Raw genomic sequence first — 20,314 nt, forward strand, 5'->3', positions numbered from 1 at the left:
TCGGGATTCGTGGACTTTCTCCGGGATTCGTGGACTTCGGTCAGGATTCGCGCGGACTTCCGCGTGGTGCCGCCGGCGGGATTCGAACCCGCACATGGCCCGCTTTTAAGGCGGCTGCCTCTGCCATTGGGCTACGACGGCCAGGTCGGACCAGGATGTGGCCGGCACGTCACGGCCGGCGGCGGACGCCCCACCCGGAGGAAGCGGGAGATCGGGTGGGACGCCGCCGGCCACCGGACGCGGACGCGCGCGTGCTCCGCGTGCCGGTGCCTTCCGGAATGCCCCCGCGTGGCCAAAAACGCCGGGGCGTCGGGTCTGTGCGGGCCGGTCAGCCGGGTAACAGCGGCACCGGCCGACCGGCCGCCTTCGACCGTGCCCGTTCCGGTCGCGGGGGACGCGGCCGGACCAGGGCGGCCACCACCAGCGCGGCGGCGGTCAGCACCGCGGCCACCGGCGGCACCAGCTCCACGCCCGCCAGGTCGGCGACCGCGCCGCCCACCGCGCCCGCGCCGGCGATGCCCAGGTAGATCGCCGACGCGTTCAGCGCCAGCCGCATCCCCGCCTGCGCCGGGTCGACCGCCACCAGCCCGGCGAACAACGGCGGGTTGAACGCCCAGAACAGGCCGCCCCACACCACCGCCACCGCCACCGCCGGGCCCGTGCCCGCCGCGACGGCGGGCGCCAGGACCGCGAGCAGCGCCGCGCACCCGGCCAGCACCACCAGCAGCGGCGTCCGGCTGCCCCACCGGTCCGCCGCCCGGCCGCCCAGCACGTTGCCGACCACGCCGCCCGCGCCGAACCCGAGCAGCACCACCGCCGCGTCGACCCGGCCGCCGCCCGCCACGAGCACGGCCAGGTAGCCGTAGGCGGCGAACGTGCCCAGACACGCCAGCAGCGACACCGCCAGCAGCCGGCGCGTCGACCGGTCCCGCAGCACGCCGAGCCGCCGCCGCAGGCCTGCGGCGGGACCGGCGGGCACGGCGGGCGCGGCCAACGCCACCAGCACGCCGGCCGCCCCGCACAGCCCGGCCGCGAGCAGGAACGCCGCCCGGTAGTCGCCCGCCAGGTCGGTCACCAGCCTGCCGGCGGGGACGCCCAGGACGGTGGCCGCGGTCAACCCCGCGGTGACCACGGCCATCGCCCTGCCCCGCGCGCCCGGCGGGTTCGTCTCGGCCGCCAGCGCCGTGGCGGCCGGGGTGGTCAGCGCCGCGCCCAGCGCCGTCACCACCCGGGCCGCCAGCAGCCAGCCGAAGCCGTCGGCCGCCGCCGCACCGAGGTTCCCCGCCGCGGTCACGATCAGCGCTGCCACCAGCAGGGTGCGCCGCTCCCACCCGCCCGTCGCCACCGCCAGCAGCGGCGCGGACACCGCGTAGGCCAGGGCGAACGCGGTGATGGTCTGCCCGGCCTGCGGTACCGACACCTCCAGCCCGGCAGCGAGTTCGGGCAGCACGGCGGCCACCAGGTAGCCGCTGGTGCCGGCGGCGACCGTCGCCCCGGCCAGGGCGTAGGTGCGCGGACGCACCCGCGCCGCCCCGGCCGGTTCGGGTCCGGCCAGGGCGGGACCGGTCGGTCCGGTCCCGGTCGAGCCGGTCGGGGTCGGCTCGACCGGGACCGCACCGGCCGGGGACCGGCGACCCATCACGCCACCCCGTCCAGCAGCGGCGCCAGCAGGTTGCGCACCACCGCCACGTTGGCGTGGTCGATCGCCGGCTTGTAGACGCGCTCGGCGGCGACGGCGAACGGCTTGCCCCTGCGCTCCAACGTCGCCAGCGACCGCAGCACCGGCACGTCGTCGTCCTCGTCGGGCAGCGCCGGCGGCATCGACAGGTCGTCGTACTCGGGTTCGCCCGGCACCACCGGGAACACGTACTGGGTGTGGCGGGCGCCCGCCGCCAACGCCCCCAGCGGGGTGTGGCCCGCCGTGAACGCCTCCAGCTCCGACCCGGCCAGACCCAGCCGGCCCGGATGCACCAGCGAGTCCACCGCGGCCAGGTGCCGCCCGTACCGGTCACCGCGGGCGACCAGCCAGCCCCGCCGCAGCAGCACCTCTGTTCCGGCCGGCAGGCGCATCAGTCGCGCCTCGTGCTCGCTGAGCAGGTGCGTCGTGTCCGGCACGCGGGCCACGCGCGCCAGCCCGCCGCCCAGGCCCAGCCAGGAGGTGAACACGAACGTGAAGTGGAACCGCAGCCCGCACAGCAGGTCGCCCAGGTACTCCACCCGGCCGTCGTGGTTGTCGAGATCGGGACTCGGCACGGTGACCCGCTCCGGGTGCGCGTAGGCCGTGAAGCTCGTCATCGCCGGGTCGCCTGGAGGTGCAGGCCACGACCGCGAACACCGGTCCGGCGGGTGGTGGACCGACGGAGCCCGGTTCGGCGAGGAGGTTCGGCAGGCTGCTCGACGAGGAAGGCGAGGACGACGAACTCCGGGTCGCGCATCGGCGAGCAGGCCGGGCACAGGTCGCGGTCGTGGCCGTCGACGCGGCGCAGCGTCCAGCCGAAGACGGCGGCGTTGCGCCGCGCGTTCTTCAGCCCGGAGGTGGTCTCGGCGCGCGGTTCCCACTCGCCGCAGCCCAGGCGGTCGCACTGCACGGTGGTCGTGGTCAGGGTGCTCACGGGAATGGCCTTTCCGGGGCCCGGCGGGGCCCGTTGTCGAAACAGGGAATTCGAAGCGGGAGAAGCGGAACGGGCGTCAGCCGGCCTGCGCGGCGGGCGGCAGGCAGCACGGCGGCTCCGCGTCGGGCAGGTACGCGCCGGCGAAGGTCACCGTGCGGCCCGCCGACGGCGCGAACCACGAGATCGTCACGTTCCGCACCCGCAGGTCGGGGTGCATCAGGTCCGCCAGGCTCTGCAAATCCATGCACAGCCCCAGCACCGACGCCCCCAGCTCGACCCGGGTGGACTCGTCGGCCGGCAGTGCCGTCACCTCCGCCCACGGCCGGATGCGCCGCTCCACGCGGGCCTGGACCAGGCGCACCGTGTCGGCGAACTCGCGCGCCTCGTCGCCGTCCGGCAGCGGCCGGTGCAGCACCTCGTCGCAGGCCGTCCACAGCTCGCGCAGCGCACACAGCGCCCGGTAGGGCAGCTGCACGGCGTTGACGGCCAACAGGTCCTCCAGGCAGGCGCGCAGTTCGCGCCGGCCGCGCTCGACCGGGTCGCGCACGAACGCCGCCGTGCAGCCGCCCGAACGACGCGGCGGCGGCGCAGCGCGTCGTTCGGGGCCGTCGTAGCGGGGCAGCGGCGCGGGCGGCGCGGCGAGCCGCGCGACGGCTCCGGCCCCGGTCGGGGACGGGACCGGAGCCGGCCGGGTCGGGGTCGATCGGATCAGGGTGGAACGGGTGGTGGTGGAACCGGTCGAGGCCATGTGGGTAGACGCCTCCAAGGTCGGGTCGAGGGCGAAGGGGGGCCGGCCGGACACCGCCTCGGGGGGCGTGAGCGATGCCCGGCCGGTTCCTGCCCCCTTCCGCCCCGGCCGCGGGGAACCTCCGGCGACTCGAGTACGGGTGGACACCACGCCGTCGGGTTGGGGAGCCGGCGTCGTCCCTGCGCGACGCACCTCCGCCGGGTGCGTCCCGTTCTCGTGGCCGCCGGAGGTTCATCCGCGGCCCGCCGCCCCGATTCCGGGTCAGGGCGACACGAACGACGCTACGACCCGATGGTGTCGTACAAAACTGTGGGTGACCGCTGAATTACGGTCCGGCTACCCGTGTGGTCCGGTAGAAGCACCACCCGCGCACCGTGGAGCCACCCACCCTGCGTGGAGCCGGCACCGGGGACGTCGCCCGCCGGTACGTGGTCGACCCCGCCCGTCTACGTGGTCGCCGGCCCGGCAGTACGTGGTAGCAGTCGTCGCGCTACGTGGTCGCCGCCCGCGAATTCCCCGGTCGTCGCAGGTGGGCGCACTCGTCGCCGTCCCCGATCCTGATAGGCGACACCCCCACCCGCCCCCAGGCAGGAAGGCAGCGCCGGTGACCCCCTCCGACGTCGAGCTGTTCACAGGCACCTACCGCAACCACGCGCAGGCCGCGCACGCCGCGATGCTGGCCGACGGGGCACGCCCCCGCCGGGCCTACCTGCCCGGCCTCGCCCCCGCGTGGCTGGTCGTCGGCGACACCGACGCCCGCGCCGCCCTGCTCGACCCGCGCCTGTCCAAGGAATCCGTCCTGGTGCGGGACACGATCGCCGACCTGGCCCGCGCCGCCGGCCTGCCCGTCCCGGCCGACCTCAGTCGCATGTTCGGCGACTCCGCCCTGTTCCGCGACGGCGAACGCCACGCCGCACAGCGCAGGCTGCTCACCGGCGCGTTCACCGCCAAACGTATCCGTGACCTGCGACCGCGCATGGAGCGGATCGCCCTCGGCCTGCTCGACGAGCTGCCCGGCCGCGCCGACGGCGGCGTGGTCGACGTCGTCGAGCACCTGGCCGCGCCGCTGCCGCTCATCGTGATCTGCGAACTGCTCGGCATCCCCGAGGTCGACCGCGACCGGTTCCGCCGGCTCACCGTGCTGCTCATGAACGACGACCCGGCCGTCAACGTGCCCGCCTCCGACGAGATGGCCTCGTTCTTCGCCGACCTCATCGCCGCCAAGCGCGCCGCCGCCCGCCACGGCCGCGACGGCGGGGACCTCACCACCGCCCTGCTCGACGCCGACGACACCCAGCTGATCGACATCCTGTTCCTGGTGTTCGTCGCCGGCCACGAGACCACCGTCAACCTGCTCGGCAACGCCATGCTCGCCCTGCTCACCCACCCGCCGCTGTGGACCAGCGTCGCCGAGCACCCCGAGCTCGCGGCCCGCGCCGTGGAGGAGACGCTGCGCTGGGACTGCCCGGTGCGCACCGCCACCCACCGCGTCACCCTCGAACCCGTCGTCTACGGCGGCGTCACGATCCCGGCGGGGGAGCTGGTCATGGTGTCCCTGGACTCCGCCAACCGCGACCCGCGCCGCTGGGACCAGCCCGACCGGTTCGACCTCGGCCGCGACACCCGCGGCCACCTCGCCTTCGGCCACGGCCCGCACACCTGCCTCGGCGCTCCGCTGGGCCGCGCCGAAGGCGAGATCGTGCTGCGGCTGGTCACCAGACGCTTCCCGCACGCCGAACCCGGCGTGCCCGTCCGGCCCGGCACGGCCGCCGCCCGCTGGGTCAACCGCACCGAATCCACCATCATGAACGGCCTGGAGGCGCTACCCGTGCGTCTCGCCGCCGGCCCGCTCGCCGCCTGAACCCGCACCCGGGCCCGCACCATCCCGACCGACCGTGCCCGCCGACGGGTTCGACGCCTGCGCCGGCACCGGCGACGCGGCCTGCTCCTGCGCCGCCAACCAGGCGCCGAACTCGCGGCGGCCCACACCCGTCTTGCGGCGGGCCCGCGTCACCAGGTCCTCCACCGACCGCAGCTCGATGCCCATGAGCGCGGTCAGATCCCGGTTGGTCAGGTCCGGGTTGTCCCCGAGCAGCCGCACCAGCTCGTACTCCCGCTCGGTCAACCCGCCCGGCAGCACGTCCGGGGTGCCCGGCCGCGACGACGGCGACGGCAACCCCAGCGCCAGCGCCACCACCTCCTCATACGACATGCCCATCCGCCCCTGCGCCGACTCCACCTCGTAGCGGCGCCTGCCCAGCGCGGTCACGCACGCCGCCACCGCCGCGGTCTGCACCCGCAGCCACGGCTGGAGCCCGTCGACCGACACGTCGGTGCGCTTCTGCCGCTCCCACGCCCCGCCGAACAACCTCGCCGCCGTCGCGTGGTTCCCGGCGTCGGCCGCCACCACCGCCATCGACCACAACGTCCACGCCGGACCCCACGTGTCGCCCATGCGCACCTGCATCGACAAGGCGCGCTGCAGAAGCCCCCACGCCTGCTCCGGGTCGCCGTGGCGGTGCTCCACCATCGACAGCGTCCACAGCGCCCACGAGATCACCCACTGCGCGCCGTGCGCCTCGGCGTCGGCCAGGTGGGCGCGGGCGATCTCGTAGGCCAGGTGGCTGTTGGCGTGGAACGCGGCGTCGATCCCGGCGAACAGCCACACCATCGGGTCGTTCGTGCGCACCGCCAGCTGGTGTAGCACCGTCACCGACATGCGCGCCCGCGCCAGGTCGGGTTCGGAGATGAAGGAGTACGCGCCCTGGGCGTACTCCACCAGCATCGGAGTCTCCACGTCGCCCAGCCGCGCCAGGTGCTCCTCCGCCCGCTCCAGCAGATCCGCCGCGATGGCCTGCTTGCCCTGGATCAGCGCCGTCCACGCCCCCAACGCCAGCGCGCACGCCGACGCCACGCTCACCCGGTCGCCCTGCGCCGCCAGGCACGTCTCCAGCAGGCGACGCGCCTCGTTCAACACCCCGGCGAACGTGAAATACCTGGTCGAGCACAACGCGAGCGCCAGCTCCAGCGCCTGCTGCTCCTGGCCGTGCTCCAGCCGCCACGCCACCGCCGCGCGCACGCTCGGCATGTAGGTGTCGAGCAGGTACATCCAGGGGACCTCGCCCGGCCCGTACCACTCGCGGGCGGCACGCGCGGCCACCGCGGCGAAGTGGTCGGCGTGCGCGGCACGGGCCCGCTCGACCAGCTCCGGGTCCACCACCGCCCCGAACTGGCGGATCGGCGCGAGCATGTCGTACCAGCTGCGGCCCCGCTCCTCCCGCTGCCGCAGCACCGAGCCGTGCACCAGGTCCGCCAGCGCCAGGCGCATCGTGCGCACCGGCACGCCGCTGCCCTCCGCGACCGCCGCCGCCGCCTCCACGTCGAAGGTGTCGGGGAAGCAGCTCAACACCACCCACAGCCGCCGGTGCTGCTCGTCGAGCAGCCCGTAGGTCGTGGCCATCGCCGTGTACAGGCTGCGGTGCGCGGCCTGCTCGGCGTGCTCGCTGACCAGCACCTCCATCGGGTGGTCCAGCTCCTCCACGATCTCGGCCAGCGTCATGCCGTCGGCCAGGCCAGCCGCCAGCTCGATGCCCAACGCCACCCCGGCGACCTTGTCGCACAGCCGCGCCGCCAACCGGAAGTCCTCCTCGGTCTCCAGCGACTTCTTGTGCAGCGCCAGGCGGTCGCGCAGCAGCTGCACCGCCTCGGGCAGCGAACCGTCCCGGCGGGCCGTCCACGACAGCGGTGGCACCTCCAGCACGAACTCCGCGCCGCCCAGCCCCAACCGGAACTGGCTGGTGACCAGCACGTGCAGGCGGGGCGCGGCGCCCAGCAGCGTGCCGACCAGACCCGGCAGCGGCGCGGCGACGCCCGGTTCGGCCGGCACCACCAGGTGCTCGGCGTTGTCCAGCACCAGCAGCAGCTCCCGCTCGCGCAGCAGCTCCATCAGCAGCACGGTGCCGTTCGCCGACGGGTTGTTGTTCAGCAGGCCGAAGCGGCGCAACAGCGCCCCCTCCAGGTCCGCCTCGTTCGCGGCGACCGTGGCCAGCGGCAAGGTGACCACCCCGTCGGCGTAGCGGTCCTCGACGCGGACCGCGACCTGCTGCGCCAAGTGCGTCTTGCCCACCCCGCCCGGACCCTTCAACGTCACCAGTCGGTGCCGGTCCAGCTCGGCCACCGCCAACGCCATCTCCCGCGCCCGGCCCACCGACGACTTGATCGCCACGCGCGGCGCGTCGCGCGGGATCACCAGCCTGGGCAGCGTGTCGTCGCTCGTCGCGTGGCCCACCCGAATCCTCCGTCCCCGTCCCCCGCCGGCCGGTCAAGGGGCCGCGAGCGGAAGGGGTACGGCGGATTCGGGCCCCCTCCGGACGGAGCCTGCGGGCGAACGGACGTCCCGACATCGGACCTTACGGCGGTCGCCTCCCCGGAAACCGTCCGTCACCTGCGTAAACAAGCCTGCGAGTCTCCGGAGTATAGGCACCGCGACAGTGTTATCTCCGCATTCGTGCGGTCCGACCGGTTCGGTGCCCACGCCCGGAATTGATTCGGACCCGAATGGGCTAAACCCTCCGGGCCGCGTCACCGGGAGTATCGACACCGGCCGACCCGCAACCACCCCAAACATGCGCGACGCGCAAAGTTTCTAGGGCGTTTGACAAGCTGGTTCTAATGCGTTTGACTATGTTCATGACCTCGACACCCGCTCTGAAAGCCCCGACGTTCCGCACCCTCTTCCACGACCCCACCACGCCGATCCCGTACCTCGTCGGCGGGGAGATCACCGACGGCTACACCGCCGACATCCCCGAGCAGCACGTGCAGCGCCTGCTCACCTGGGCCGCCATCAGCGGCGTGTCCCCACTGACCACCGTCGTCGTGGTCAGCCACCTCGGCGGCTACGACGGCTTCGACCCCTACGTGCTGCGCGGCCTCGACCTCGTCCTGCCCCAGGTCGAGCACCGCAGCGTCTCCGACGGCTCCCTCGTCCTCGCCTCCGGCTGGCGGCTGAGGCTCACCGAGAACGGAGCCACCCGCGACGCCACCCTCACCGACACCGGCGTCGTGCGCACCGGCCTGCCGTACCACCAGGAGGAGGTCCTGGACCGCGACCGCAAGCACCGGGAACGCCTCGCCCGCATCACCAGCGAGGCCGGCACGGTCCGCGCCGTCGCCGCCGCCGCCTTCCACCGCCAGCAGACCGCCGGCGCGAACAGCGACGCCGACGCGCTGTGGCGGCAGGCGATCACCGCGGCCGTCGACAACGGCGAGAAGGTGCCCGACGTCGCCAGGGCCGCCCAGGTCACCGACAAGCGCGTCTACCAGATCCACGGCGAGGTGAAGGCCGCCCGCGTCGAGCCGGACGCCCCGGCACCGACCACCACGTCCTGAACCGCCACCGCCCGACCCTCGCGAAGCGGAGACACCATGCCCCCCACGCCCTCCCCGGACAGCCGGCACGCGCCCGCCCCGGCCCGGGGCGCCGCCGTCGTCGGAGACGTCCTGGCCGTCCCCGACGAGCCTCCCGTCGGCTCCGTGCTGCGCGGCCACCGACGGGAGTTCACCCGCGTCGACGGCGGCTGGACCGGCCGCCGCCTCGACGCCGACGGCGCACCCGACTGGATGCCCGACCCCGCGTGGCCCGCGCTGCTCGAACGGCTCCAGGACGCCGTGCTGGTCACCGCCGACGGCGACAGCCCGATCGGCCTCCCGGACGAGCCGCCCGTCGGCTGCCGCGTCACCACCCCGGCCGGGGACGAGTTCGAGCACCGGGTGCTCCTCGGCGCGACCGGCGGCGCGGCCGGCTGGGTCGACGGCGAGGGCATCTTCCACCGCTTCACCCACCTGCTGCGCGAGCACGGCAGCCTCACCGTCACCCGCGACGAGGCCGACGTGCTCGCCGCGCAGGCCCTCGCCGGCCGCGTCGACGGCCTGCGCCACACCGGGGAGTACGCCGCCGCCGACGGCACGCCCCTGGTGTTCCACTGGAGGAGTCGCGTCCAGTGGCCGGTCCGCGGCTACGGCCGCGACCAGTGGCACACCGCCACCGGCAACGTCGTCGAAGCCCCCTACGCGGCGCAGCGGTTCAACGAGCACGTGAAGCCGCCGCACGACGACTCGCCCGGCCGCGTCTGGTGGGCGCTCGGCTCCTACCCGGAGCTGGAGCCGTTCCGCATCGGCCTGGTCACCGACGACGAGCTGCCCGCCGCGATCCGGCTGCTCCTGGCCGCCGCCCGCAAGCGTCCCGACCGGCAGTGACCCGCGGCCGGCCGCCTCGTTGAGCCCGCGATGCGATTAATCGGCCCCCGCGCGGCGTCCCGTCCCCGAAGCCTCGGGCGGCGGGGCGCCAGGGGTGTGACATCCGGCGCGACAATATGCCGCGCTTCGTCAAGGATCGCCGCGTCCGCCCTGGTCACGGGCCTGTGCGCGGGTGGTTCCGGATGCACGAACGCCGCCGTCCGAGGGGGAGGGGACGGCGGCGTTCGCTGTGTGATCGGTCCGCGCGGTCCGGGGGGAGGAACCGCGGCGCAACCGGGACCGAGAGTGGCACGCCCCGCCGCCGGGCCTGCGGTGAACGCGCCGCCGATCACCCGGACGAGTGATCGTCGGCAGACGTCACCGACCCGCGTCGGGGGAGGGCTTGCGCCGGAACCGCACCGGCCGGTTCGGGCGCTTCTCCGGCGGGTTGAGGTGTCCGAGGTCGGCGAAGTCCTTGCGCAGCCGGTCCGCGCGGCGCAGCACGTCGAACACCGGCAACGTCGGGCGCGGCACGTCCAGCTCCAGCACCTTCGGCGCGGTGCGCAGCTCGGTGACGGCCAGGCCCAGCCGGGCCACCGACCCGGGCGTCACGTCCTCGTTCCGGACGTCGGCCGCGAGCTGGTCGATGTGGTACCGCTCGCCGTCGTCCTCGTCCTCGACCACATCACCGGTCACCTCGTCGAACACCGCGTCCCGGGCAGGGAGCAGCCCGTAGCGGTCGGCCTCCTCGGTGAAGGCCTTCGACAACGCCACCAGCTCGTCGTGGTGGGCCTCCACCCATCGCCGCTCGACCGCCGTGGCCCGCTCGATGCGCCGGCGCTCGGCCAGGGCGTCGACGTCGATGGGCGGTCGGGACCGCTGCCACGGCTTCGGCTCCGCCGGGAGCCGGTAGACCAGCACGCCGTCCAGGTAGGGGCGCGCGAACTGCAACAACGCCTCCAGGCGGTCCATGCGCTGCCGGGCGCCCTCCCGGCTGCGCATCCCGGTGGCGTGGGCGATCTCGGACAGGAACATGCCGCGCCGCTGGCCGGTGCGCATCCAGTCCAGCGTCTCGATCTGGTCCTCCCACCACAGGCGGTTGATCAACGGGTGGGCGTAGGCGGCCTCGGCGCGCAGCACCCAGTCCGGGATGCGCGGCGAGGCGTGCATCCGCATGTACCGCAGCACCCCGCGAGGGTCCGGATAGGACGGATTATCGGGGAGTCCGTGCAGGTCAGGGTCGCCAACCTTGGCGCGGTTGGCGACGATGCGGCGGATGGTCCACACGACTTCGTCGCGGGGCACCAGTGGGCGGGTGTCCATGCTGTCAGCATTTCATTCACGCAAAACAAGGTCAACGTGCTAGGATCAGAACATCGGATAACTTCTCTTATCCGATGAACCGAGGGGAGTCCAAGATGTCCGAATCGCCCGGTTCGGTCGACTGGGTGCGGCCACCCGTGCCGATCGACCGGCTCGTCTACCTCGTCAGCTACCGCACCGTCGGCACCGGCGACGGCCCGCGCCCAATGGTCAGCGGCCAGGAGATGACCGTCGCCGCCCTGCTGCACAGCTACGGCCACTACGTCGTCGCCGGCCACCGCAGGCTCGCGCCGCCCACCCTCGACCGCGACTACAGCCGCGGCGCCGCGAAGAAGTACCTCGACAACGACTCGTGGGAGATCCCGCTGCACCACCAGGGCAAGCACGTGGCCTCGCTGATCACCGTCGAGAACAGCTTCCCCGGCCTCGACGTCGACAAGCCGCTGCGCGAAGCCGTGCTGCCCGTCCTCGTCGACGTCCTGCCCCACACGCCCGTCTCGACGGTGCCGGTCAGCGAACTCGACGCCCGCCGCGTGCTCGGCGGCGAACCGCCCGAGCTGCCCCGCACCTGGTGGTGCCGCGACTGCTGCCGCCTCATCCCGGACACCGAGCTGGCCGACGTCGTCCACACCACCGACGGGCGCAGCCGCTTCGACCGCATCGGCACCCACACCGAGTGCGGCGAACGCTCCGCCGAGCACGTGTCCGCCGGCGCGCTGTTCACCGCGCTGGCGCTCGTGGCCATCCCCCACGAGCTGATCTCCAGCCCGGCCGTCGGCGCGGGCGACGCCCGCCGCGTCAAGCTGGCCGCCGCGCTGTGGCCCGCCGTGCAGGTCGTGTTCGCCGCGACCGGTGCCGGACCGGCCGAACCCGCCGGCCCGGTCGCCGCCCAGTCGTCGCCGGCCCGCGACGGCGACGACACCTGGTCCAGGTGGCGCAACGCCCTGCTCGACGTGGTCGACAGCGCCGAGGTCGACGTCGACCGGTACGTGCCGCACGCCCGCGACACCGTCGCCGACGTCCTCGCCACCCGCCTGCGGCCCGAGCAGGTCACCCATCGGGAGATGACCGCGCTGCTCGCCCTGGCCGGCACCCTCTCCCGCCGCGTCCCGCTGTGCTCCTCCCCCGCGCACGCCGCCCTCCAGGCCGAGCTCGCCGCGCACACCGCGTTTCTCGACGCCAACCGCAACCCGATCCCCGCGGCCGTGCCCGGGTGCGCCGGCGGGTCGTGCAAGCGGGCGGCCGTGGTCGGCGTGTGGACCCGCGGCGCGGAGAAGCCGCTGTGCCAGGACGACGCCCTGCCCGAGCTGGACCGCCAGGGCGTGATCGTCACCGTTTACGGCACCGACCCGCAGGTGGCGCTGCTGCTGGAACGGCAGGCCGACCGGTGACCGCCGACCCGCTGCCCGGCCACGTCGCCGCCGGGAACCTCCGGCCCGGCACCACCGTCGTGAACTGCAACTACAGCGCCGACGACCCGCGCGCCACGCTCGACGTCGCCTCGGTCACCGCGCCCGACGCCGACCTGATGGTCCTGGTGCACGTCGTCGACGGTCCGCCCGTGCCGCTCGCCTCCGACTGGCCGCTGGAGATCGTCACCCCGCAGATGGCCGACCTGTTCACCACCGTGGTGCACGCCGAGGCCGAACGCCTCGCCGACCTCGACCGGAACGGGGGCGCGTCGTGCCCGTAGCGCTCACCCCCAGCGGCAGGATCATCGTCTGCGACGGCTGCAACGCGGCGCTGGAACAGGTCACCGACGACATGCGCCACCCGCTGCCGCCCGAGCAGGCCCGCCGCCTCTACGGCAAGACCGAGATCGAATTCGTGGTGTGCGCGCCCCTGCCGGACGGCACGCAGCCGTGCCTGGAGCTGGCGCGCGTGCACGAGGACCTGGCCGACCAGGACCGCTGCCTGCGCGCCGGCTGCCCCACCCTCGGCCACTGCCCCTGACCAGCCCGACCCCCGACCCGGAGAAGAGAGACCCGTGAGCCCGCTATCCGTCCACGCCAACCGACTCGTGTTCGTCGCCGCCGCCGACCCCGCGCCCGACTTCTCCCGAGGCGAGGAGATCGCCCTCGGCACCCTGCTCCAGCGCTACGCCGACGCCACCACCGCCTCCTACACGCCCGTGGGCGAGGCCCGGCCGGACTGGACGATGCTGCCCGACGCCGCGGTGAAGTACCTCGGCCCCGGCGTCATCGCCTACGCCCTGAACCTGTGGCGCGACGGCCGGCACGTCGCCACCGCCGTCACCACCGACCACGACCTGCTCGACGTGCCCGCCGACAAGCCGCTGTCCGAGGTGTTCGAGTTCGACGCGCCCGCGCCCGGCCGCCGGGTCGTGCCGCAGGCCCCGAAGGTGACGGTGTTCCTGGCCGACGAGCACACCGAGACCACCCTGGGCGCCGCCCTGGACGACTACGCCGACTGCGTCGTGCGCATGTACCGGCCCGCACCCGACACCGCCGGCGGCGACGCGTCCGCGACGGGGCGGCCCGCGCTGGACGAGGTGTCCGCCGAAGCGGCCGGCGACGCCTACCGCACCCCCCTCGCGCTGGCCGAGAAGTACAACGGCCGGCACGCCCTGCACCTGGACCTGCTGCGCGACGGCAGGCGGGTGGAGACTCTGGTCGTGCTCGACCGGCACGCGGGCGGGTTCCGGGCCGGGCAGGGCGTGCAGCTGGCCGATTGGTTCGCGCTGGACGACGAGCCCGCCGAGGTGCCCGAGGGCCGCATCCGGGTCGTCACCGTGCAGCCCCAGCAGCACGACGGCCCGCACGACCCCCGGCTCAAGGTGCCCTACCCGTACCACGTGCGCCCCGACGGGCGCGTGCACACCCCGAAGCCGATCCCCGGTTGGCCGGTGGCGGTCGCCGGGTTCGCCGACAGTGTGCAGGACCGCTCCGTGGGCGTGCTGTTCACCGAGCTGTTCCGCAACCCCGGCGCCGCGCTGGGCCGCTACGCCGTGATCGAGCAGTCCGACGGCAACCTCGCCACCGTCGACCAGCCGATCGAGCGCGTGCGGCAGGGCAGCATCCCCACCCCGGCCGACTACGACGACAACGACGAGGACGAGCAGACCGACGACGGCCCGACCGCCGGCGTCGACGACTGGCGCTGAGCGCCGGAAGGACACCCGACCCTCATGATCCCCAACCCGAACACCGGCCTACCCAGCCACCCCGACCAGACCGCACCCAACCCGCAGGCACCGGACCGGCCCGCGCCGGCGCTACCCGGCATCGCCGGTCTGCCCGTGCCGCACCCGCTGCCGCCGCTGCTGTTCTGCGACGTGCAGCATCCCGACCGGCACGGCTACGGCGACGCCGTCGAGATCCTGCTCGCGCAGGCCGTGCTCTGGTACGGCGACTGCGCCGCGGGCATCACCCGCCTGCCCGCCGCCCGCACCTTCGACCGCGACACCGATGCCGGTCCCCGCACCGACCCGGTCGCGAAGTACGCCAACCCGGCGACCACCCGCACCCGCTTCGACCTGTTCCGCGGCTCGCACTACGTGACCAGCCTGATCGTGCTCGGCGACGAGACCTTCGGCCTCGACCAGGCATCCACGCTCGCCGCCGCCTTCCCTACCCTGCGGTTCGACCCGGCGGGCGCCCGCCGGCGCGGCGGCCCGCAGCAGCACGACTGGCCGGTGCTGCTCGACCGGCTCGCCGACGCCTACGAGGTCGACCGGTTGCCCGACGACTTCGACCAGGCCCACTGGGTGTCGCCCACCGCGCTGCGCGCCGTCGCCGACATGATCCGCACCGGCACGCCCGTGTGGCCCGGCGACCACCGGCGCGGCAACCTCGACCCCGCCACCCCGCCCGCAGGCATCGCCGTCCCCGTCACCGAGGGCGGTGAGCAGGCGTGAGCGTCGCCTTCCAGGAGCGGTTCGCCGCCATCACCCGCGCCCTGGCCGCCAGCTGCGGCGTGTGGGTGCCCGACCCGGACCGGGCCGACCCCGACCGGTCCGGCGCGTTCCTGCTGCGCCGCTGGACCGCCGCCGACGACGACCTCACCTCCGACGCCGGCGCGCCGCCCGCCGACCCGGTGTTCACCCGCGTCCGCACCGTGCTCGACCTGTTCGAGGGCGACGTGGTGATCGACCCGCAGGGCCGGGCGCACCGCCTGGAGTCCAAGTACCAGGTCGACGGCATCAGCGTGACCATGTCCTTCGACAGCGGCGTGCGCCTGTACAAGACGTGGGGCGAACGCGCCCACGAGTACGACGTGCAGGTGGTGGCGCCGTGAACACCCCGACCCGCGCGGCGTGGACGGCGGCCCGGCACGACGCCCGCGTGACGATGGCGAACAACGTCGCCGTCCTCGCCGAGGCGATGGGCGTCATCGCCGGCAACCGCGCCCTGGGCGTGTGGGGCCAGACGGCCGTCGCGCTCGTGCTCGCCGTGTTCGTGCCCTTCGTGCTCGCCCTCCAACTGCTGTACGCGCTCGCGATCGGCGCGGCGACCCTGCTGCGCCACCCCGGCGAGAGCAGCCCCGACGAGGCCACCGGCGGACCGCCGACCCGCGACGACGACCACCAGGACGTGACCCGATGACCACGAACGAGCAGGTCGACACCCGCCTGCCCGCCGACGCCGAGGTGGTCGACACCGCAGTGGAGGCCGCGGTGATCGAGGCCTACGCGCAGAACCTGCGCGACCAGCGCGACACCCGGCTCACCGACTGGCGGGACCTGCTCGACCATGCCGCCGCCCGCCGGCGCAGGAACCCGCCCGACGACGACAGCGGCGTCCGGGACCAGGCCGCCACCCAGCTGCACACCGCCATCGGCCTCGGCGAGGCGCTGCACCAGCTGTACGAGGCCACCGGCGGCCGGTTCGGCGACCACAACAGCACCCAACGCCCCCTGTTCCACCCCACCTACCGGCCCGGCCGGGACGAGGACCGCGCGGGCTGACCGGCCGGGGCCCGCGACCCCGCGTCGCGGGCCCCGCCACCTGCCCGACTTCCTCATCCACCAGTCACGAGGAGAACCCGGATGGACCAGCGACCCGACGCCGAGCCGGGCACCGGCCGGCACGACCGGCCCGGCGACGAGTTCACCCCGTCGCCGCAGGGTGCGCGCGGCCTCACCGCCGACGACATCCGCTTCCTGCGCATCCACGGGAAGCGGATGGCCGGCCTCCTGCCGCACCTGCGCCCGCGCGGCGCCTCCTGGGCGTACGACACCCCGCAGGAAGCCGAGGCCGCCACCGCGGCGCTGCGGGCCCGCGTCCTCGGCGACCGCCCCGCGCCCACGGGCGTTCGCGGCCTGCCCCGTCGCCTCGCCGACCACCTGCTCGACCTGCCGCCGGTTCCGCTGCGCCGCTGGCTCGCCACCTGCGCCGCCATCGGCGCGCTGAACATGCTGCTGCTGTACCTGCTGCTGACCGGCGGCCGGTACGTCACCGCCGTGGCGGTGTTCGCCTTCGGCACGACCGCCCTGGTGGTCTACGCCGCCGTGTCGCCGATCCGGTTCCGCCGCCGCCCGCGCCGCTGACGCCGGCCGCCCCGCGCGACGCGCCCCCGACCCTCACCTGGAGTACCCGATGACCGACCCCGACGGCCCCGCTCCCCCGCCGAAGACCCGCGCCGACGGCTACGGCGCCAACCAGCTCTACAAGCACATGGGCATCACCTACGAGCAGTTCCAGCGCGCCCGCGAACAGGGCCTGATCCCCGCCCCGCAGCACCCCGGCCGCACCCGCACCCGCTGGACGCAGCAGCAGGCCGACGACCTGGCGGCCCGCGCCCGGGAGATCGTGCAGATGCTCAAGCCCTACCCGATCGGCGCGGGCAAGGTCGCCGCCCTGCTCGCCGAGCGCACCGGCCTGGACGTGCAGTGGACCGACGTGCAGCGCCTGTCCGAGATGAGCCTGCTGCCGGTGGTCGACTGGTTCACCAAGGGCCGCCGCAGCTACGCCCTCTACGACCCCGACCAGCTCGTGCTCATCACCGACGACGTGATCGACGACGTGGTGGCCGACCGCGAACTGTGGATCGCGGGCAGCGTCCCCGAGGACGAGCTGCTGGCTCGGCTCGGCTGGACGGCCGAGGAGCTGGCCGCGGTCGCCGCCGAACGCCGCATCCGCGCCGGCCGGCTGAACCGGTGGGCCGTGGAGGACGTCGACGCGCTCACCTCCGACCCCGAGCTCGACGAGCGGGTGCGCGGCGAACGGCAGGTCACCTCCGACCGGGGCGCGACCATCCTGGAGATCCGGCTCACCGACTTCCGGCACATGGTCGACGCCGGGTGGATCCCGCGCGTCGACTACGTCCCCAAAGAGATCGGCCGGGGCGAAACCGTCGAGGTGCCGCTCTACCGGGTCGCCGACATCGAAGCGATGCGCGAGCAGCGGTTCGTCGACTGGGACGCCCTGCACGACGCCGAGCCCGGCCAGAAGTCCCCGCTGCTGGTCGACGCCTGGGCGCGCAAGCAGATCATCAAGGGCCGGGAGGTGCAGCGCCTGGCCGACGAGCTGGGCACTCTGCACGGCATCGACGTCGAGGCCCGCCTGGACACCACCCGCCACCACTTCTGGCGGCTGCGCTGGCCCACGCACGCCGGACGGCGGCGCACCCCGACGCCGACCGCGTGGGAAGTCGGAATGATCATCGCCACCGATCCGCGGCTGGAGCCCTGGGCCGACGACATCGTGCTGGAGCCCTACGACCCCGCCGCCCCCACCCCGACCACCCCCGCCGGGACCACCGGCACCGGACCCACCGAGGAGAACGCGTGAACACCCCCAGCGTCGCCACCGCGGCCGCAACGATCGAGCTGCCCCCGCATCTGGACCCGGACGTCATCATGCCCACCCTGCTCGCGTTGATGCGGTGGGGCTTCCACGTCGAGCAGCCCGACGCCGCGATCGTCCCGCACTCCGGCGCGTCCCTGACCGCCCCGGCCACCGCGAACCGCCGGTACAGCCTCATCCCCGAAGTGGGTGGTTGGCCGGTGCTGGTCGTCGACGTCGTCGACAGCCAGTGGGACAGCGCGAAGTACGCGCACGGCGTGGTGCTGCACCCCGACGAGCTGGACTGCCTGCACCTGGCCCTGGACTCGATGGGCTTCCAGGTCGTCGAACGCTGGAACGGTCACCCCACCACCACCGGCAGCCTGCGTCTCGCGGGACGGCAGGCACACCCCTCGTTGCTGGCTGCCGTGAAGCGCTACCACGCCGGCTGCCCCGACCATCCCGCCAAGGGCTTGTTCTGCGACTGCGGCTGGTACCAGGCCGGCCACCGCGACTCCGTGCAGCCCGTCGCCCCGGAGCAGTCGTGACCACGCCGACGCCGCACATCACCGGCGGCACGCCGACGACGCCCCGCGGTCCCTCCCTGGAGCAGGTCCGCGCGGTGCACGCCACCGTCCTCGCCACGTCGCACCCGCGCCGTGTCCAGGCGCTGGTCGCGGCCCTGATCGGCACAGGCCGCCGCGTCGACGACCTCGCCGCCCTCGTCCGCCGCCGCTTCCTGCCCGTCCCGCCGGGTCGGCCATGACCGGTCCGGCACCGGAGAGCCCCGCCGTCACCGGGAAGGAGGCGTCCGCCGACGACGCCCTCTCCCCGGTGACGTGGGAACCCGCCTGGAGCGACGAGGACGCCGCGCGGGTCGCCGCCGAGAGCGCCTACAGGCTGATCGTGGACTGGCTGCACGGCCTGACCAACCCCAAGACCCGCAACGCCTACGCCGTGGACATCGGGCTGCGCAACACCGAACGCGCCGGGCTGCCGGGCGGGGTGCGCGTCCCCAAGCCGCTGCCGCCGGACGCGTGGGTGCCGTTCGCGATCATGCGCGGCATCGACCCCACCGGGGAACTCACCGTCAAGCAGGCCGAGGCGTACGCCCACTTCCTCGACCACTGCCACCCCAAGGCCAAGAAGACCCGGCAGCGCAGGTGGGCGGCGGTGTGCTCGTTCTACGCGTTCCTCCAGCGCGAGAAGCGGGTCTACCTCACGCCCAAGGACCTGCTCGACCGGCAGGCCCGCCGCAACGTCGGCCTGATCGGTCAGGCGCCGAAGAAGTCCCGCGCCCTGACCCCGGAGCAGATTTTCGCGGTGCGCGTCGCCGCCCGGCTCGACCACACCCCGTACCGGCTGCGCAACGAGGCCATGATCGCCGTGCTGGCCTCCACCGGCTGTCGCGTCGAGGAGCTGGTCAACCTCGACGTCGCCGACTTCCAACGCCAGTACCCGGGCGGCCCGGCGCTGGTGCTGCTCGACGGCAAGGGCGACAAGGAACGCTGGCAGGTCATCCCGGCCGCCGACGCCGACCTCGTCGAGGCGTACCTGGCGGTGCGGGTCGCCCCCGACGGCGGCACGGAACTCTCGCTCGCCGGACAGGTCGGCAACCGCAGCGTCGAACAGCCGCTGTTCACCGCGCGCGGCGGGAAGCGGCTGCACGAGGACGCCCTCGCGCAGCTGCTGCGCCGACTCGTCCGCATCCCCCGGCTCGACGACGAACGCGCCATCGTGCGCGGCGCGGCGCTCGAACTCAAGCCGATCCTGGACACCATCCGGCCCCACCAGTTCCGCCACGCCTACATCGAGACCGCGGTGAAGAAGGGCGTGGACATCAACCGCGTCCGCCAGGACGTCGGGCACGTCTCGCTGGTGACCACCCAGGACTACCTCGAAGTCGGCGACGTGCTGGAGCGCAGCGCCGCCCAGGTCGTCTCCGCCGTCTACCACGCCCGTGACGCCGAGCTGGCCACCCTGCTCGCCGCCTGACCACCACCACCCGCACCGACCCACCCGCACCGACCGCCAGGAGAACCGCAGTGCCCGCCACCACCCCGCCCGTCCACACCCCGGCCGCGCCCGGCGACGACGCCCGGTCCTGGTTCGACGCCGTGCTCCGCGACACCGCCACCGGCGCGCTGACCACCGTGCCCGGCTTCGACAGCGCTGACCAGGCCGACGCCTTCGCCGACCGGCTCGCCCGCTTCGACCGCGCCTCGCGCCTCGAGTACGTGGGCGCGGCCCACCGCCTGCCCAAGGCGCAGGCCCTGGCCCGCTTCGGCGCCCCCGCCGACGACGTCGACGCGCCGTCCGGTGCCCACGTCGGGCGGGTGACCCGCTGGAACCGCGGGGAGACCTTCGGGTTCGTCAGCGCCGACCCCGACGCGGCCGGCGCCGCCTCGTGGTTCGTGTCGCAGGACGACCTGGTCGACCAGGATCCGCCGCTGCCGCTGGGCGTGACCGTGTCGTTCACCGGCCGGCCGAAGCCGCACCCCGGCAAGAGCCATCCGAGGGCGTACAGCGTGCGAGTGCTCGACGCGCCCGAATAGGGCGCGTGAGCAGGGCCGGATACCACCCGACGGGCTGCATCTCATGTACATGTGATGCAGCTCGTTATAGGATGGGGAAGATCACTTCACCGG

23 protein-coding genes and 1 tRNA gene are annotated in these 20,314 nt (G+C 74.2%); 17 read left to right on the forward strand and 7 right to left on the reverse strand.

Annotation, left to right across the window (positions count from 1 at the left end; translation table 11 throughout):
* Positions 1-64: 64 nt before the first annotated feature.
* The 5 genes from AB0F89_RS37910 to AB0F89_RS37930 all read right to left on the reverse strand — a co-directional run bounded on the left by AB0F89_RS37910 (position 65) and on the right by AB0F89_RS37930 (position 3,360).
* Positions 65-141 (reverse strand) — tRNA-Leu (locus AB0F89_RS37910).
* 187 nt (positions 142-328) lie between these two features.
* Positions 329-1,639, reverse strand: a complete 1,311-nt coding sequence (locus tag AB0F89_RS37915; protein ID WP_367139698.1) for an MFS transporter — start codon at positions 1,637-1,639, stop codon at positions 329-331.
* Positions 1,639-2,295, reverse strand: a complete 657-nt coding sequence (locus AB0F89_RS37920) for a hypothetical protein (protein ID WP_367139700.1) — start codon at positions 2,293-2,295, stop codon at positions 1,639-1,641. Before AB0F89_RS37920 ends, AB0F89_RS37915 begins: the two co-directional genes overlap by 1 nt.
* Positions 2,292-2,612, reverse strand: a complete 321-nt coding sequence (locus tag AB0F89_RS37925) for a hypothetical protein (protein ID WP_367139702.1) — start codon at positions 2,610-2,612, stop codon at positions 2,292-2,294. Before AB0F89_RS37925 ends, AB0F89_RS37920 begins: the two co-directional genes overlap by 4 nt.
* A 76-nt stretch (positions 2,613-2,688) precedes the next feature.
* A complete protein-coding gene (locus tag AB0F89_RS37930; RefSeq protein WP_367139704.1) occupies positions 2,689-3,360 on the reverse strand; it encodes a hypothetical protein in 672 nt (223 codons plus the stop codon).
* A 604-nt stretch (positions 3,361-3,964) separates the two neighbouring features.
* Here AB0F89_RS37930 and AB0F89_RS37935 point away from each other — a divergent pair.
* Positions 3,965-5,221, forward strand: a complete 1,257-nt coding sequence (locus tag AB0F89_RS37935; RefSeq protein ID WP_367139705.1) for a cytochrome P450 — start codon at positions 3,965-3,967, stop codon at positions 5,219-5,221.
* Here the strand turns inward: AB0F89_RS37935 and AB0F89_RS37940 are convergent.
* A complete protein-coding gene (locus AB0F89_RS37940) occupies positions 5,183-7,648 on the reverse strand; it encodes an NACHT domain-containing protein (protein WP_367139707.1) in 2,466 nt (821 codons plus the stop codon). The two genes, AB0F89_RS37935 and AB0F89_RS37940, sit on opposite strands and share 39 nt — an antisense overlap.
* A 401-nt stretch (positions 7,649-8,049) precedes the next feature.
* Here AB0F89_RS37940 and AB0F89_RS37945 point away from each other — a divergent pair, with 401 nt between their 5' ends.
* Both AB0F89_RS37945 and AB0F89_RS37950 read left to right on the forward strand, forming a co-directional pair.
* On the forward strand, positions 8,050-8,751 hold the full coding sequence (locus tag AB0F89_RS37945) for a hypothetical protein (RefSeq protein ID WP_367139708.1): 702 nt from the start codon (positions 8,050-8,052) through the stop codon (positions 8,749-8,751).
* Positions 8,752-8,787: 36 nt separating this feature from the next.
* Positions 8,788-9,618, forward strand: coding sequence for a hypothetical protein (locus tag AB0F89_RS37950; RefSeq protein ID WP_367139710.1), 831 nt, complete (start codon positions 8,788-8,790; stop codon positions 9,616-9,618).
* Positions 9,619-9,975: 357 nt separating this feature from the next.
* Here the strand turns inward: AB0F89_RS37950 and AB0F89_RS37955 are convergent, their stop codons facing one another.
* Complete coding sequence (locus tag AB0F89_RS37955) at positions 9,976-10,785, reverse strand: hypothetical protein (protein ID WP_367139712.1); 810 nt, start codon at positions 10,783-10,785, stop codon at positions 9,976-9,978.
* A 230-nt stretch (positions 10,786-11,015) separates the two neighbouring features.
* Here AB0F89_RS37955 and AB0F89_RS37960 point away from each other — a divergent pair, with 230 nt between their 5' ends.
* The 14 genes from AB0F89_RS37960 to AB0F89_RS38025 all read left to right on the forward strand — a co-directional run bounded on the left by AB0F89_RS37960 (position 11,016) and on the right by AB0F89_RS38025 (position 20,221).
* Entirely contained in the window at positions 11,016-12,311 is a 1,296-nt protein-coding gene (locus AB0F89_RS37960) for a hypothetical protein (protein ID WP_367139714.1), read from the forward strand.
* The gene (locus tag AB0F89_RS37965; RefSeq protein ID WP_367139716.1) at positions 12,308-12,613 is read left to right on the forward strand and encodes a hypothetical protein; all 306 of its coding nucleotides are present in this window, start codon (positions 12,308-12,310) and stop codon (positions 12,611-12,613) included. The genes AB0F89_RS37960 and AB0F89_RS37965 overlap by 4 nt, the downstream gene beginning before the upstream one ends.
* Positions 12,604-12,873: a hypothetical protein gene (locus AB0F89_RS37970; protein WP_367139718.1), complete on the forward strand. Its 270-nt coding sequence runs from the start codon at positions 12,604-12,606 to the stop codon at positions 12,871-12,873. Before AB0F89_RS37965 ends, AB0F89_RS37970 begins: the two co-directional genes overlap by 10 nt.
* 34 nt (positions 12,874-12,907) lie before the next feature.
* The gene (locus AB0F89_RS37975) at positions 12,908-14,044 is read left to right on the forward strand and encodes a hypothetical protein (RefSeq protein ID WP_367139720.1); all 1,137 of its coding nucleotides are present in this window, start codon (positions 12,908-12,910) and stop codon (positions 14,042-14,044) included.
* 24 nt (positions 14,045-14,068) lie between these two features.
* The gene (locus AB0F89_RS37980; protein WP_367139722.1) at positions 14,069-14,797 is read left to right on the forward strand and encodes a hypothetical protein; all 729 of its coding nucleotides are present in this window, start codon (positions 14,069-14,071) and stop codon (positions 14,795-14,797) included.
* Entirely contained in the window at positions 14,794-15,177 is a 384-nt protein-coding gene (locus tag AB0F89_RS37985; protein WP_367139724.1) for a hypothetical protein, read from the forward strand. Before AB0F89_RS37980 ends, AB0F89_RS37985 begins: the two co-directional genes overlap by 4 nt.
* Positions 15,174-15,485 carry a hypothetical protein gene (locus AB0F89_RS37990; RefSeq protein WP_367139726.1) on the forward strand — a complete coding sequence of 104 codons (312 nt, stop codon included), beginning with the start codon at positions 15,174-15,176 and terminating at the stop codon, positions 15,483-15,485. Before AB0F89_RS37985 ends, AB0F89_RS37990 begins: the two co-directional genes overlap by 4 nt.
* Positions 15,482-15,847, forward strand: coding sequence for a hypothetical protein (locus AB0F89_RS37995; protein ID WP_367139728.1), 366 nt, complete (start codon positions 15,482-15,484; stop codon positions 15,845-15,847). The genes AB0F89_RS37990 and AB0F89_RS37995 overlap by 4 nt, the downstream gene beginning before the upstream one ends.
* Before the next feature lie 81 nt (positions 15,848-15,928).
* Positions 15,929-16,429, forward strand: coding sequence for a hypothetical protein (locus AB0F89_RS38000; RefSeq protein WP_367139730.1), 501 nt, complete (start codon positions 15,929-15,931; stop codon positions 16,427-16,429).
* A gap of 49 nt (positions 16,430-16,478) precedes the next feature.
* On the forward strand, positions 16,479-17,672 hold the full coding sequence (locus tag AB0F89_RS38005) for a hypothetical protein (protein WP_367139732.1): 1,194 nt from the start codon (positions 16,479-16,481) through the stop codon (positions 17,670-17,672).
* Positions 17,669-18,214, forward strand: coding sequence for a hypothetical protein (locus AB0F89_RS38010; protein ID WP_367139734.1), 546 nt, complete (start codon positions 17,669-17,671; stop codon positions 18,212-18,214). The genes AB0F89_RS38005 and AB0F89_RS38010 overlap by 4 nt, the downstream gene beginning before the upstream one ends.
* Positions 18,211-18,432: a hypothetical protein gene (locus tag AB0F89_RS38015; RefSeq protein ID WP_367139736.1), complete on the forward strand. Its 222-nt coding sequence runs from the start codon at positions 18,211-18,213 to the stop codon at positions 18,430-18,432. Before AB0F89_RS38010 ends, AB0F89_RS38015 begins: the two co-directional genes overlap by 4 nt.
* Positions 18,429-19,661 (forward strand): tyrosine-type recombinase/integrase, encoded by a 1,233-nt coding sequence (locus AB0F89_RS38020; RefSeq protein WP_367139738.1) that lies wholly within the window; start codon positions 18,429-18,431, stop codon positions 19,659-19,661. Before AB0F89_RS38015 ends, AB0F89_RS38020 begins: the two co-directional genes overlap by 4 nt.
* 50 nt (positions 19,662-19,711) lie before the next feature.
* The gene (locus AB0F89_RS38025; RefSeq protein ID WP_367139740.1) at positions 19,712-20,221 is read left to right on the forward strand and encodes a hypothetical protein; all 510 of its coding nucleotides are present in this window, start codon (positions 19,712-19,714) and stop codon (positions 20,219-20,221) included.
* Positions 20,222-20,314: the final 93 nt, after the last annotated feature.

It is taken from the genome of Saccharothrix sp. HUAS TT1 (genome assembly GCF_040744945.1).
Taxonomy (GTDB): Bacteria; Actinomycetota; Actinomycetes; order Mycobacteriales; family Pseudonocardiaceae; genus Actinosynnema.